This window comes from Parachryseolinea silvisoli (assembly GCF_021190955.1).
Taxonomy (GTDB): Bacteria; Bacteroidota; Bacteroidia; order Cytophagales; family Cyclobacteriaceae; genus Ohtaekwangia; species Ohtaekwangia silvisoli.
The window spans coordinates 175,257-189,236 of record NZ_JAIOAO010000006.1 but is presented as its reverse complement, the minus strand read 5'-3'; the positions used below and the strand labels follow the sequence as shown (position 1 = coordinate 189,236).

The 13,980-nt window shown below is 51.4% G+C and carries 14 protein-coding genes; 6 read left to right on the top strand and 8 right to left on the bottom strand.

What is annotated here, in order from left to right; translation table 11 throughout:
- Nucleotides 1-13 precede the first annotated feature (13 nt).
- Nucleotides 14-739, top strand: coding sequence for an adenine nucleotide alpha hydrolase (locus K7P01_RS28290; protein WP_267297961.1), 726 nt, complete (start codon nucleotides 14-16; stop codon nucleotides 737-739).
- Here the strand turns inward: K7P01_RS28290 and meaB are convergent.
- Nucleotides 734-1,738: a methylmalonyl Co-A mutase-associated GTPase MeaB gene (gene meaB, locus K7P01_RS28285; RefSeq protein ID WP_267297960.1), complete on the bottom strand. Its 1,005-nt coding sequence runs from the start codon at nucleotides 1,736-1,738 to the stop codon at nucleotides 734-736. The two genes, K7P01_RS28290 and meaB, sit on opposite strands and share 6 nt — an antisense overlap.
- Before the next feature lie 62 nt (nucleotides 1,739-1,800).
- Here meaB and K7P01_RS28280 point away from each other — a divergent pair, with 62 nt between their 5' ends.
- The 5 genes from K7P01_RS28280 to sucD all read left to right on the top strand — a co-directional run bounded on the left by K7P01_RS28280 (nucleotide 1,801) and on the right by sucD (nucleotide 6,446).
- Nucleotides 1,801-3,126 carry a CHASE2 domain-containing protein gene (locus K7P01_RS28280; protein WP_267297959.1) on the top strand — a complete coding sequence of 442 codons (1,326 nt, stop codon included), beginning with the start codon at nucleotides 1,801-1,803 and terminating at the stop codon, nucleotides 3,124-3,126.
- Between the two features lie 26 nt (nucleotides 3,127-3,152).
- On the top strand, nucleotides 3,153-4,049 hold the full coding sequence (locus K7P01_RS28275) for a hypothetical protein (protein WP_267297958.1): 897 nt from the start codon (nucleotides 3,153-3,155) through the stop codon (nucleotides 4,047-4,049).
- A 112-nt stretch (nucleotides 4,050-4,161) separates the two neighbouring features.
- Nucleotides 4,162-5,073, top strand: coding sequence for a hypothetical protein (locus K7P01_RS28270; RefSeq protein ID WP_267297957.1), 912 nt, complete (start codon nucleotides 4,162-4,164; stop codon nucleotides 5,071-5,073).
- Between the two features lie 243 nt (nucleotides 5,074-5,316).
- Complete coding sequence (locus K7P01_RS28265) at nucleotides 5,317-5,484, top strand: hypothetical protein (protein ID WP_267297956.1); 168 nt, start codon at nucleotides 5,317-5,319, stop codon at nucleotides 5,482-5,484.
- An 83-nt stretch (nucleotides 5,485-5,567) separates the two neighbouring features.
- Nucleotides 5,568-6,446, top strand: coding sequence for a succinate--CoA ligase subunit alpha (gene sucD, locus K7P01_RS28260; protein ID WP_267297955.1), 879 nt, complete (start codon nucleotides 5,568-5,570; stop codon nucleotides 6,444-6,446).
- A gap of 12 nt (nucleotides 6,447-6,458) precedes the next feature.
- Here sucD and K7P01_RS28255 read toward each other — a convergent pair whose 3' ends face one another.
- The 7 genes from K7P01_RS28255 to bshA all read right to left on the bottom strand — a co-directional run bounded on the left by K7P01_RS28255 (nucleotide 6,459) and on the right by bshA (nucleotide 13,977).
- Nucleotides 6,459-6,716, bottom strand: coding sequence for a hypothetical protein (locus tag K7P01_RS28255; RefSeq protein ID WP_267297954.1), 258 nt, complete (start codon nucleotides 6,714-6,716; stop codon nucleotides 6,459-6,461).
- A gap of 221 nt (nucleotides 6,717-6,937) precedes the next feature.
- Nucleotides 6,938-8,275, bottom strand: a complete 1,338-nt coding sequence (locus tag K7P01_RS28250) for a PhoH family protein (protein WP_267297953.1) — start codon at nucleotides 8,273-8,275, stop codon at nucleotides 6,938-6,940.
- A gap of 97 nt (nucleotides 8,276-8,372) precedes the next feature.
- Complete coding sequence (locus K7P01_RS28245; RefSeq protein WP_267297952.1) at nucleotides 8,373-9,068, bottom strand: AlbA family DNA-binding domain-containing protein; 696 nt, start codon at nucleotides 9,066-9,068, stop codon at nucleotides 8,373-8,375.
- A 23-nt stretch (nucleotides 9,069-9,091) separates the two neighbouring features.
- Nucleotides 9,092-10,618 (bottom strand): P-loop NTPase family protein, encoded by a 1,527-nt coding sequence (locus K7P01_RS28240; RefSeq protein WP_267297951.1) that lies wholly within the window; start codon nucleotides 10,616-10,618, stop codon nucleotides 9,092-9,094.
- A gap of 72 nt (nucleotides 10,619-10,690) precedes the next feature.
- The gene (locus K7P01_RS28235) at nucleotides 10,691-11,788 is read right to left on the bottom strand and encodes a vWA domain-containing protein (RefSeq protein WP_267297950.1); all 1,098 of its coding nucleotides are present in this window, start codon (nucleotides 11,786-11,788) and stop codon (nucleotides 10,691-10,693) included.
- 362 nt (nucleotides 11,789-12,150) lie between these two features.
- Nucleotides 12,151-12,774 carry a sterol desaturase family protein gene (locus tag K7P01_RS28230; RefSeq protein WP_267297949.1) on the bottom strand — a complete coding sequence of 208 codons (624 nt, stop codon included), beginning with the start codon at nucleotides 12,772-12,774 and terminating at the stop codon, nucleotides 12,151-12,153.
- A gap of 60 nt (nucleotides 12,775-12,834) precedes the next feature.
- A complete protein-coding gene (gene bshA, locus K7P01_RS28225; protein WP_267298128.1) occupies nucleotides 12,835-13,977 on the bottom strand; it encodes an N-acetyl-alpha-D-glucosaminyl L-malate synthase BshA in 1,143 nt (380 codons plus the stop codon).
- Between the last annotated feature and the right edge of the window lie 3 nt (nucleotides 13,978-13,980).

The following is a 13,980-nucleotide window of genomic DNA, read 5'->3' as shown; positions in this document are numbered from 1 at the left end:
ACTCGAGGGGTTTATGGAGCAGACAAGAAAAAATGTAACGATAAGCTGGAGTGGCGGCAAGGACGCGACCTTTGCTTTACACAAGATTCTGGCCACCGGCGAGTACAACGTAGTAAACCTGCATACCGTTATCGGCGACACGACGCGTCGCGTAGGCCTGCACGGTGTTCGCGAAGAATTGATTGATGAGCAGGCTGCCTGCCTCGGCATTCCGCTTCACAAATTATACCTTCCCGAAGCGCCTGATCACGGCGCCTACGAAACCCTCATGCAAGACTTCTACCGGGAATGCGCGGCAGCGCATATAGAGGCCGTTATCTTTGGCGACATCTTTCTGGAAGACTTGCGCGCATATCGTGAGGCGATGCTGCAAGCCGTAGGTTTGAAAGGCATCTATCCGTTGTGGGCGATACCCTCTGAAAAAATATTGCACGACTTTCTGGCCTCGGGGTATAAAACTGTCTTGTGTTCCGCCAACGCATCGTGGTTCATGCCCGGCCGATTGGGGGTAACGCTTGATGATGCCTTCGCCGCCTCGTTGCCTGCCGGTGTAGACTGTTGTGGTGAGAATGGTGAATTCCATACGTTGGTATACGACGGTCCGTTGTTCAAAACGCCGCTATCGTTTCGCGCGGGAGAGGTCGTCAAGCGCTCCTATAATTTTCAGAAAGTATCCCCCACAGGCGAGCCTGAGCCTTCATCGCTCGACTTTTGGTTTCGCGACCTCGTGCCGTTATAGTGTACGATGGTGATCTCGGTATGCCTGCAATAAACGAAGCGCCGCTTCATGTGACGATAATTCCTGCCGTGCCACTGCTTGTTCCAGGGAGCTGCGGAGAGCCTGTACAGAAGCTTGCAGATCTGCTTGCAGCAGTAGCTGAAAGTAATCGTTAAACCAGTTGATATTTTGCCGGCTGCGGGTGGCCTGAAAGAACCCTGACGCCCGGGTGTGATCGCAGTAACGTTCTACAGTGGCCCACGTTTCGTCAAAGCCATCGCCGGTTAAAGCCGAAGCCGTCAACACCGGCACCGTCCACTCGTTGGCCAGGGGTGATGCTACCAAATGCAACGCTTGCGTATAGGCGCCCCGGGCCTCCTGTGCAGCTTTTTTGTTCTCGCCGTCCGCTTTGGTAATCACCAGCGCATCGGCCATTTCCATGATACCTTTTTTGATGCCCTGCAGCTCATCACCAGCACCGGCCAGCATCAGCAACAGAAAGAAGTCAACCATGTTACGCACAGAAATTTCCGACTGCCCCACGCCCACGGTCTCGACGATGATCACATCATAGCCGGCAGCCTCGCAGAGCAACATCGCTTCGCGCGTGCGGTGAGCAACACCGCCGAGGGCATCGCCGGCCGCAGTAGGTCGTATAAAGGCATGCGGGTTGCGTGACAGTTCCTCCATGCGGGTTTTGTCACCGAGAATGCTGCCGCCGGTCAGCCGGCTGCTGGGATCGATGGTAAGGACAGCCAGCGTTTTACCCTGGTTCGTAATGTGCTTGCCCAGTGTCTCTATAAATGTGCTCTTGCCGACACCGGGCACTCCGGTAATGCCCATACGGATGGCGTTGCCGGTATAGGGCAGCAGCCGCTCCAGCAAGGCGTGCGCAAGCTCCTGATCAGCAGGCAGGGTGCTCTCCACCAAAGTAATGGCTTGTCCCAGCAAAACGCGGTTACCCTCTCGGATACCGGCAGCAAATTGATCAGGTGTAGGGCGCGCTTTACGGGGTGTCATGCAGTGTGCTTTCGAAAAGCACCGGTAAATTTCTAAATTTACCTGATACATCGCCTACCGCCATGCGTAAATTCTGGTCAGACTCGCTCATTGCGACAATTTTCGTTTTCCTGGTATTGTTTGCCGTTCGGGAAGTGTCGCAATTCAACATCTTCAACGTGTTCGATCCGCTCGGAAAAGCGCTCGGCGACATGGAGCTTACCGACATCACTTTCTCCAACCTGCGTGTAGAGGTGCCGCCGCCCGACGAGAATGTCACTATCGTCAACATTGGCAACCTGACACGTGGCGAGATTGCCCAGCAAATACGGGCCATCAGCCGTTTCAAGCCCAAGGTGATCGGCATCGATGCATTCTTTGGTTGCGGTGCCTGCTTCGATGGCAAGATAGACTCCGTATGTTGCCCCCTGGCATACGACACACTTAACAACCTTTTACTGGCCGATGCTATTGCCGAAGCTGGCAACGTTGTGCTGGTGACAAAACTGTTACAGTCACAGAAAATCACGACGCAATACGGCGATGTAGACCGCTATGACTCGCTGCAACATACCGATGCCTTCATACGCCGCAATGCCTTTGAAGGCTACGCCAACCTGGAGACCGACGCCGAGCATCAGGAAGACCTGAAGACCTGCCGCCGCCTGAATCCCTCCATGAACATGGAGGACGGCAACGTGGAGCTGGCGTTTGCCACACGCATCGCCATGTTATACGACTCGGCAAAGACTCAACGTTTCCTGGAGCGCGAGAACCATTCAGAAGTAATTAACTACCGGGGTAACGTGCCCGATCCCTATAAAGCTTCCGCGCCCGAGTTCTCGAGCCGCTACACCTATCTCGATTGGTACCAGCCGTTTGATACCACATCGTTTTTACCCTCGATCATTACCGACCGCATCGTACTCTTCGGTTTTATGGGCAATGACATGCTCGACACCTCGTGGGACGATAAATTTATTACTCCGCTCAATAAACAGTTTGCCGGCAAAACCCGCCCTGATATGTACGGCGTGGTCGTACACGCCAATGTTATCTCCATGATTCTGGACGAAGCCTACATAGACGAATTGGAGGCCTGGCAGGAATATGCCATTGCGATTCTGGTGTGTTTTCTAAACGTCGTGCTGTTCACCTATATAAACAGGAAAATTCCGGTTTGGTTTGATGCGTTGAGCATTCTCGCACAGCTGGCGCAGTTTTTGGTGTGCACCTTTTTAATGATCTATGCCCTCTATTGGTTCAATTTCAAGCTTAATCTGACGTATACGTTGGCGGCACTCGCGGTCGTGGGAACATGCTTTGAATTATACCACAGTGTGGTGCGCGCGGGTCTTTCTGCGATAAAAACCCGCAGATGGTTTACCATTAAGAAGGAAGAGGTATAAACATTACATTAGGACACGAAGAACCCATGAAAACCGTCAAGTTGAGCTTTTTTTCGATTTTTTTACTGTCTGCCACCCTGGCAGGCGCCCAGAGCTATGCTTTTAAAGTATTGGCCAATAAGGGCGCAAACGAGGTTAAATCAGGCACCGAAGCCTGGCAGCCTATCCGCACCGGTGCCACGCTGAAAAGCGATGACGAGCTGAAGCTTTCAGATAACTCCTATATCGGGCTGGTGCATGCCAACGGCAAACCAGTCGAGCTGAAGCAACCCGGCAGCTACAAAGTAGCCGACCTGGCCGCCAAAGTAGGCGGAAGCTCTACGGTACTGGGCAAATACACCGATTTTATCATGAGCAACAATTCGGCCGAAGCCAAGAAGAACCGTCTCAGCGCCACGGGAGCGGTACATCGGGGCGAAGCGACCGCGATCACCATCAAATTGCCGGAAAACCCCTCCGTATACAACAGTGCCAAGACCGTGATTACCTGGGAGGCAAACAAAGTAGAAGGCCCCTATATCGTGGTCATCAACGACATGTTTGGTGAACAACTGGCAAAGCTTGAAACCAACGAGTCCGCCATACAAATTGACCTGGACGACGCGAAATTCGCCGGCCAGAACGCGGTGGTGCTGGAGGTATACTCCAAAACAGATCCTACAAAAAAATCAGCTGAGAAGATGATCAAAAAGCTGACGCCGGCAGAGCGTGTGGCGCTGAAAACATCTATCGACGAGGTTGCGAAGGACATCACCGAAGAGACGGCTATCAACAAGATCATCCTGGCGCAACTGTATGAAGAAAAGAAATTGCCCATTGATGCGATCGCTGCTTACGAAGCGGCTATCAAGCTGGCGCCGGAAGTGCAAGAATATAAAGACATGTATGAAGATTATCTGATCCGTGCAGGTATTAAACGTTAAGAAAATAAAAAATTTTCCGTTGAAGGCCACCCAAGCGGTGGCTTTTGCGTTTAGGAGCAATAACCCTATTGTTCTACTTTTGTAAAAAAAGAACCCCCAAAACAAACACCCTATGAAAATTTTGAAGTTGGTTTTAATCGGCCTGTTGGCGGTCGTATCATTGGAAGGAAGTGCCCAGGATTATGCGTTTCGGGTACTGGTCAATAAAGGAAAGAATGAAGTAAAAGCCGGCGAGAACTGGCAGGCAATTAAGGTCGGCTCCAGCCTGGGGTCGAAGGACGAAGTAAAGGTTTCGGAAAACGCCTACATCGGTTTGGCGCACGTGAGCGGCAAAACACTCGAGCTCAAACAACCGGGCAAATACAAAGTTGCAGACCTGGCCGCCCGTGTCAGCGGTAATACCAGTGTGTTAAACAAATACACTGATTTTGTGCTTAGCGCAAACAAACAGCGCCAAAACAACCTGGCGGCTACGGGGGCTGTAACACGCGGCGAGGAGTTCCAGGTATACCTGCCGCTGCCGACGAAGAATCCCGTGGTCTATAATGACGTGATCACAATTGCCTGGGATAACAAGTTGCCATCACCTTACGTTGTGAAGTTTAACAGCATGTTTGATGACGTGCTGGCCAACATCGAAACGTCGGATTCCAGTGTGACCATCAACCTGAGCGATGCCAGGTTTGCGAATGAAGACAACATCATCGTATTCGTGAGCTCAAAGACGGATCCCAATAAAAAATCCTTGCCCTATACGCTGAAGCGCCTGTCGAAAGCCGATAAGGAACGGATCAAGACCGAGCTGGCGGATTTCAGTCAGGAGCAGACGGCCGCTGCCAAGCTGATGTTGGCGGCCTTCTACGAGACGAATGGCCTGATAATCGACGCTGGTACCGCTTACCAGGATGCCATCAAGCTGGAACCGACTGTACCCGACTTTAAAGAGCGTTACAACCAGTTCCTGGAAGGCAACAACATGAAGAAGTTGAAAGAGGAGCCCAAGGGGCAAAAGAAAATTAAATAGTCCGCTCACAACGTGATTCAATAAAAAGGCCGTCCCGGAGCTCCGGGGCGGCCTTTTTGCGTTTACGGCGACAATTGGGACTGTCAAATGCATATCAATAGCCTGTCATACCAAAAAATAACATAGATATGAAGTAGGGATATCCAATAGATAACCAATACCTATATAAGTATTGGTTATCTATTGATAAACTCTTGCTTATATATTGGTTATCTATTGGATATCCTGGTTTTTAACAGACTTTTGATCCCCTGGTCTGGGACTAAAACGAGCCTGAAAGGCACAGCAAAAGCATTGAATTTCTATTGGAAGGGCACCCCGCGGGGATGGACGGATCATGGTGCAGGCGTCGTGGCAGCGCACGGCGGCGATGTGGCGGAGGCACGCGAAAAAGTCGGATTTTCGTGCTAAAAACACGTTTCCTGGCGTAATGTAGGACGTTTGGTTGGAAGTTTTATTATCCTATTTTTGTGCTTCCTAAAAATTAAACATCCATGAGTGTACTGGTCAATAAAAATTCAAGGGTAATCGTTCAGGGTTTTACCGGTTCGGAAGGTACTTTCCACGCTGGTCAAATGATTGAATACGGAACAAATGTGGTAGGCGGTGTAACGCCTGGAAAAGGAGGGACGGAGCACCTTGGAAGACCAGTATTCAACACCGTAAAAGATGCGGTTGACAAAACCGGCGCTGACGTATCGATCATTTTCGTACCCCCGGCTTTTGCCGCTGACGCCATTCTGGAAGCTACTGACGCCGGCATTAAAGTGATCATCACCATCACCGAAGGTATTCCGGTGAAGGACATGATGGCCGCAAAAAAATATGTAAAAGATAAAAAAGACGTAGTCCTGATCGGCCCCAACTGCCCGGGCGTAATCACGCCGGGTGAAGCGAAGGTAGGCATCATGCCGGGCTTCGTATTTAAGAAAGGCCGTATAGGCATTGTGTCGAAGTCCGGTACGCTGACGTATGAAGCGGCTGACCAGATTGTGAAAGCCGGCATGGGCATTTCTACGGCGATTGGCATTGGTGGCGACCCGATCATCGGCACACCGACGAAAGACGCTGTGGAGATGTTAATGAACGACCCTGAGACTGACGCGATCGTGATGATCGGTGAGATCGGTGGTAACTACGAGCCATTGGCTGCCCGCTGGATTAAAGAAAATGGTAACAAGAAACCTGTCGTAGGTTTCATCGCGGGTCAGACGGCCCCTGCAGGCCGTAGAATGGGCCACGCCGGTGCGATCATCGGTGGTGCAGATGATACCGCCGAGGCCAAAATGAAGATCATGCGTGAGTGTGGCCTTCATGTAGTGGAATCGCCCGCTGAGATCGGCGAGACCATGCTGAAAGTTCTGAAGAAATAATACAGAATACGATCAGAAGGTTGTCGTTGTCTTAAATTCCTTCTCTAAGTATTCGTTCAGATTGTGGAGACCCTGGAGGATGTTAAGCTTCTCCGGGGTTTTTTCTGTATTGTCGTCTTTGAAGTATACTTCTACAAAGAGATTTCGGAGCATGTAGATATAGATTGTGCGGCCATTCTTGAGGCGGGAGCCTAGCATAATTCCGTTTTTCTGGAGATAGCTTACTTGCTTGCGCAATGGCATTTTCTTAAAAAGAAAACTCAGTATCATAACGATTTTTCGTTTTGGCTTTGTCGGGTTGCCCAGTAAGCAACCAATTCTGAGCCAAAGGGAAAAACAGTGTTTTCTCTTCGATTTCAATAGCTTTCCTTAATCCTCAATCCTGTTGTGGGAATTTGATGTAATGTAACGTCCGAAAAAAGGAATAACTGTAGCAACATGAATCAGTGTGAGCGTGAAGTGTGAGAGTGCCACTTCACGCTTACACTGATTTACAGTAGCTCATTCGCCAGGTTGGCCAGCTCGGAGCGTTCGCCTTTCTCGAGGGTCACGTGGGCATACAGTTCGTGGTCTTGCAGACGGTCGATGAGCGTTGATAACCCGTTGGACTGTGAGTCGAGGTAGGGGGTATCGATCTGGTAGATGTCGCCGGTGAAGATGATCTTGGTGTTCTCGCCGGCGCGGGTGATGATGGTCTTCACTTCGTGCGGCGTGAGGTTCTGTGCTTCGTCTACGATGAAACAAATGTTGGATAGACTGCGTCCGCGGATATAGGCCAGTGGTGTAATGACCAGCTTTTCCTGGTTGATCATCTCGGTGATCTTGGCGTATTCCTTGTCGGTCTCGTTGTACTGGTTTTGAATGAACTTGAGGTTGTCCCACAGCGGCTCCATGTAGGGGTTCACCTTTGACTTGATGTCGCCGGGCAGGTAGCCGATGTCTTTGTTGCTGAGGGGCACGATGGGCCGCGCCAGGTATATCTGTTTGTATTCGCGTTTCTGCTCGAGGGCGGCGGCCAGCGCCAGCAACGTTTTGCCCGTACCGGCCACGCCCTGGATGGACACCAGTCTGATCTCGGGCTTGAGCGCCGCGTGTATGGCAAAGGTTTGCTCGGCGTTGCGCGGCTTGACGCCGTACACGGCACGTTTCTCGACGTGCTCGATCATATTGTTGAAAGGGTTGAAGTAGGCCAGCGCCGACTTTTTGCCGCTCTTCAGTATATAGTAGTGGTTCTTGACGGGGGCGAGCTTGCCGAGCAGCTCTTCCGGTGGGCAGTAGCCTTTTTCGTAGAGCAGGTTGATGAGGTTGGAATCGATGTTGTCGATCACGGTGCGGCCGCTATAGAGCGAAGAGATGTTCTGCACCTTGCCCGTGGTGTAGTCTTCTGCCTGCAGGCCGAGCGACTTGGCCTTGAGCCGCAGGTTCACGTCTTTGGAGACGAGAATGACCCGCTTGGTCTTCTCATCTTTCTGTAGCTGCAGCGCCGCGTTGAGAATGCGGTGGTCGGCTTTTACTTCGTTGAAGATTTTGTTGGCGTCAATGGCGCTGTGGGTGTCCATCAGCACCTTGAAGTTGCCCTTACCCTTGCCGTTGATGGGGTTCCAGTCTTGCAAGCTGCGGTCTTTGGCGAGCTTGTCGATGAGCCGGATAAACTCCCGGGCTTCGAAATTCTTGGTGTCGTTTCCTTTTTTGAAGTTGTCCAGCTCCTCCAGCACGGTGATCGGGATACCCACGTCATGCTCGTCAAAATTCAGGATGGAGTTGTGTTCATAGATGATAACCGAGGTGTCGAGAACGAAAACTTTTTTCTCCTTCTTTGCTTTAGCCATGCTTCACGATCTGCGTTTGATTGGAACGCGATGGACGAAATGTAAAGAAATGGTTAAGATTTCGATAGTGGGAATAAAATGAAGTTTTTTTATACCTTTACGTCCCCGTTGAACGGCTGCCTGGCCGTAGTACCAGTGAATACAGATCGCCCCGCTCGTGCGGCGTTACCTTCAGCACTCCTCCTAAGGTTAGCAATATCAGTTTGCGCGCAGCCATCGATTTTTTCAGTCCACTGATCGTTACGAAAGTCTGCAACGTAATGGATGGATGTTTGTCAAGGTATTGCATCAGCAACTGTTCGTAGTCACCATAGTTGAAGTGTATATCCCGCTTCTGACTTAGACGACGCACAATCTCGCGCACTTCACGGCTCGCCTTGATACTTTTGTCTTCGACGCGAACAAACGACTCTTTGCGTTCTGCCCCCACCAGTAATCCATGGGGCTTCACCGTGCTTTCGGACACCACGTATTGCAATACGGTGCGCGCATTGCCAATGGGTATAAACGTTTCGGTATACGACAGCGGCGGCGTGCATTTCTGCAAGGCCTGGCGTATGACATACGATTCGTCTTCGGGATATTTAAGCCCCGGTATGCTTAGGTCGTCGCCGATTCCTACGAGCAGTATACCACCTTTGGTATTGGCAAAAGCGATCATCTCCCGAACGATCTTGTCGGGAAACGCAGCTTTGCGTTTGAACTCCAGCGTCAGGCCTTCGCCCTGGGCCACCAGGTTCTTAAGCTGTTGATATTGCTGCACCTGGAAGGTATACGAGTCGTGTAACTTCATGGAGCCCGGCATTATACCGGCGTTTACCGGAATCGTCCGCTCGAGAGCTCGTCGTCGTTGTCTTCGTCTTCGTCGTCCCGTTTACCGGAAGGCATGGAGAGCATGCCGCTGAGCAAGTCCTTAAACTGCAGGCCGGCCGTGAGGTTGTGTTTGCTGATGAGGCTGTGCTCGGCCAGTCCGTGTAACGCAAACTCCATCAGCAGCAGGCGCGAAGCGACATCCTGGTTGGGGTGCAGCTCTTGCACCAGCTCGGCAAGACCGGGTACGGCCTTCAGTACTTTCTCGAAGTCGGCCTGGGGCATGTTGTGCAGCACATCTACCGCATTGCCATCGTTAAACCAGTCGGCAATTTTTTTATAGGGGCTCTTCTCTTTCTGTTTACGGAATTTGTCGGGGTCAGGAAAGTAGTTGGCGAACTGCGTGCGCAGGGCTTTGCCAATCAGGTTCTGGGCGACAATGCCCGGGCCCTCTTGCTCACCTTCGTATACCAGCTCGACCTTGCCGGTAATGGCCGGTACCACGCCAATGAAATCTGCAATGCGGACGTTGGTTGTTTTTTCCTGGTTGATAATGGCGCGGCGTTCCGCGGCGGCAACCAGGTTTTCGTATGCCGAGATCGTGAGACGTGCCGATACACCACTTTTGGCGTCTACATACTCGCTCTTGCGTGCTTCGAAGGCGATCTGTTCAATGAGGTCCTTGGTGATGTCGTGGGCTGATACGCGTGTGCGTTGCTCGTCTTTGAGACGCGCTTCCTGTTGGGTGATGCGGCGACCGATGTCGAGCGTGCGCGGATAGTGCGTAATGATCTGGCTGTCGATACGGTCTTTCAGTGGCGTGACGATGCTGCCCCGGTTGGTATAGTCTTCCGGGTTGGCGGTAAAGACAAACTGGATCTCCAGCGGCATGCGGATTTTAAAGCCGCGGATCTGGATGTCGCCTTCTTGTAAGATGTTGAACAGGGCCACTTGGATACGCGCCTGTAAGTCGGGCAATTCGTTGATGACGAAGATGCAGCGATGCGAGCGGGGTATGAGGCCGAAGTGAATAACACGCTCGTCGGAGTAGGGTAGCTTGAGGCTGGCAGCCTTAATGGGGTCTACGTCGCCGATGAGGTCGGCGATGGAAACGTCGGGGGTGGCCAGCTTTTCGGTATAGCGCTCGTCGCGGTGCAGCCAGACTACGGGCGTATTGTCGCCGCGCTCGGCCACGATGTCTTTGCCAAAGCGGGAGATGGGCGCGAGCGGGTCGTCGTTCAGCTCAGAGCCTTCAATGACGGGTATATATTCATCGAGCAGGTTGACCATGAGGCGGGCCAGACGCGTTTTGGCCTGACCCCGCAGACCTAATAAATTTATGTCGTGGCCGGCCAGGATGGCGCGCTCGAGGTCGGGAATAACAGTTTCTTCATACCCCCAGATGCCGGCAAACACCGATTCCTTTTTTTGAAGCTTTTGAATAAGGTTCTGGCGAAGCTCTTCGCGAATGGAACGCGGCGTGTAGCCTGACTTTTTTAAATCTCCTACGTTTTTGATGGATGTATGCTGCATACGGTGTGTGAAAATCAGATGTATGATTGAGTATATAGATGGAAGGAACGACGGAACAACCCGTGGTTTCCGTTACAGGTTTTTTGTACGGTTCCGTTTAAAATCTTCGAAGACGAGGTTGCCCAATCCTTCCAGGCTGCTGTAGTACGCATTGCCGTTGTTGGCTTTGGTAAACTCGCGCACAAAAGCTTTCAGGTAAGGGTCGGTGGCGATCATAAAGGTCGTGACCGGTACCTTCAGCTTGCGCAGCTGCGAAGCCAGGTTGAGCGTAGCCCCGAGTATTTTCTGGTCGAGGCCAAAGGCGTTCTTGTAATATTTTATGCCTTGCTTAATGCAGGTAGGCTTGCCGTCGGTGATCATAAAGATTTGCTTGTTGGCGTTCTTGCGCCGCCGCAGAATGTCCATCGCCAATTCGAGGCCCGCGACGGTGTTGGTATGGTACGGGCCTACGTGCAGGTAGGGCAGGTCTTTGATGGCGATCTGCCAGGCGTCGTCGCCGAAGACGAGTATGTCCAGGGTGTCTTTGGGATATTTCTTAGTGATGAGCTCGGCTAAGGCCATGGCTACTTTTTTCGCGGGTGTGATACGGTCTTCGCCATAGAGGATCATCGAGTGCGAGATGTCGATCATCAACACGGTGGAGGTTTGCGTTTTATATTCGCTCTCCATCACTTCCAGGTCTTCTTCCGTCATGAAGAAGCTCTCGAGGCCGTGGTTGATCTGCGCGTTACGCAGCGAGTCCGTTACCGCGATTTGCTCCAGTGTGTCGCCGAACTCGTAGTCACGCCGTTCGGTCGTTTGCTCATCGCCGCGTCCGCTGTGAGAGGTGTTGTGTTCACCTGATTTGGTGCGTTTGAGCTTGCCGAAGATTTCTTCGAGCGCGGATTGCCGCAAGCTTTGTTCGCTTTTGGGCTTTAGTTTGAACTCACCCCGTGGGCCTTCGTCGGTGACGTACCCATTCTTTTTGAGATCTTCAATAAAATCACCAATACCATACGTGCCATTCGTCAGGCCATGTTGGCGGTCTACCTCCGTAAGCCATTGAAGTGCCTCTGCTACGTTTCCAGAAGTCATGAGCACCAGTTGCATGAAGATGTTAAGTAATTTGTCAAAATCACTTTTCCCATTTTCTTCCGGTGGCGTATATTTAGTGAAGCGGTGTCCGAGCATGCTGTTCTTTCAAACTGTAACCAATAATTACGCTATTCTGGTTCAGCGTCAAAGTTTAATTTCTTAAAACTTTAGAGGCATATGTAAGAATTCTTTGGGAAACAGAAAATGGCGATAAACGGTCGTTAATATCTTTGTTTTACAGTTTAACCGGGTCGCTATGAAATCTTCTCTTTTACTCTTGGTCCTTGTGGCAGTGATTCTTTCTTCGTGCGGTTTTGCGCACACGTGTCCGACGTATGCCAGGAAGCCCGTTGAAAAGACTGCGCCTGTCAAAGGTGCACGTATCTAAGGCTTAAAAAAACAGGAAAGCCATCCGGCACACGGCCCGATGGCTTTTCTGAAAAGCTGTTACAAATGCGCTAGGCCGCTTTCTTGTCGCGCATGGTACCATAAATGTAGTCCCACAGCGGTGACGATACGCCGAAGATCACTTCGCCGTCTTTGTAATGGTGTACGCTGTGGTTTACCCAAAGCTTTTTGAAGACATTTTTTGGGGGCTGGTAAGCGTGTACCATGTAGTGTACGGCCAGGTATGCGGCGTAGCCCACCAGGAAGCCCGGCAGGAACGCGAATACCAGGTCGCCCATGATGACGCGCAGCAGCAGGAGCAGCACCGTAGAGATGGTGATGCTCAGCAGCGGCGGCATGGCCAGCCGGTCTTTGTCTTTCGGAAACTCATGGTGGATACCATGCAGCGTGTATTGCAGTTTTTCCCGGACCTTACTGTACGTGGGCATGTGGAACACGTGACGGTGCACATTATATTCCACCCATGTAAACGTAATTAGCCCTGTGGCAAACAGGCCTATGGTTTGCCAGGGGTCAAGGGTTGTGTGCGTGATGCTCCAATAGAGCAATCCTCCTGAGTACACAAAAAACACGATCAAAGGAACCGAAATATGAGTTCTGGACAGTTTCTCCAGGATTGGGTTGTCAAAAAGTTGTTTGGTTCCTTTGTTTTTGGGTGATACTGTTGCCTCCATACACATACTAGACTTTTGTGAAAATCACATATTAGGTTCTGGCTCTGGCTAAAATAACGTCTAAACAATGGTTTTAGCTGCAGTTTTTTCCAGAATTCGCTGATAATAATTTTCGTATAAGGGTAATATGCGTGTTATGTCAAATTCCTGTGCCCGCTTAAGCGCGTTTTCTTTAAAGCGCGGAAGGTTGTTTTTGTCGAGGATCAATAACGCTTTTTGGGTCATATCTTCCACATCTCCCACGGGACTCATAAAGCCAGTCTGACCGTCAATGTTCAGTTCGGGCAACCCGCCGGTGTTGCTGGAGATGACCGGTACCTCGCAGGCCATCGCTTCGAGCGCGGCCAAACCAAAGCTTTCTTTTTCGGAAGGCATGAGAAAAAGATCGGCTACCGACAGTACTTCTTCTACGGCATCGAGCTTTCCGAGGAAACGAACGTCGTCATAGATGCCGAGCTCGCGGCACATCTTCTCGGCATGGCTGCGCTCAGGACCGTCGCCGATCATCAGCAGCTTGGCCGGTATCTCTTTGCGGATGTTGGCGAAGACGTGGATCACATCGGGTATGCGCTTCACCTTGCGGAAGTTCGAAGTGTGTACCACCAGCATCTCGCCGTGGGGACAGATAGCTTTTTTGAAGTGATCTTTCTTTTGCTTCTTAAATTTCTCCAGGTCGATGAAGTTGGGAATGACTTCGATGTCATTCACGATGGGGAAGTATTCGTAGGTCTCTTTTTTCAGGTCTGCTGACACCGCCGTTACGCCGTCCGACTGGTTGATGCTGAAGGTTACGACGGGCTCGTAGGAAGGGTCTTTTCCCACCAGGGTGATGTCGGTACCGTGCAACGTTGTGACGACGGGTATGATGATGCCTTGTGATTGCAAGATCTGCTTGGCCATGTATGCGGCCGAGGCGTGCGGTATGGCATAGTGCACATGCAGCAGATCAAGGCGTTCGTTCTTCACGACGCTGACCATTTTACTGGCCAGTGCCAGCTCGTAGGGCGGGAATTCAAACAGGGGGTAGCTGCGGAAGTCCACCTCGTGGTAGAACAGGTTTTCGTTGAAGAGGTCTAACCGCGGAGGTTGCGAGTAGGTGATGAAATGTACTTTGTGACCCTCTTGGGCCAGGGCTTTGCCGAGTTCAGTGGCCACGACGCCGCTACCGCCAAAGGTAGGGTAGCATACGATGCCGATCTTTATCTG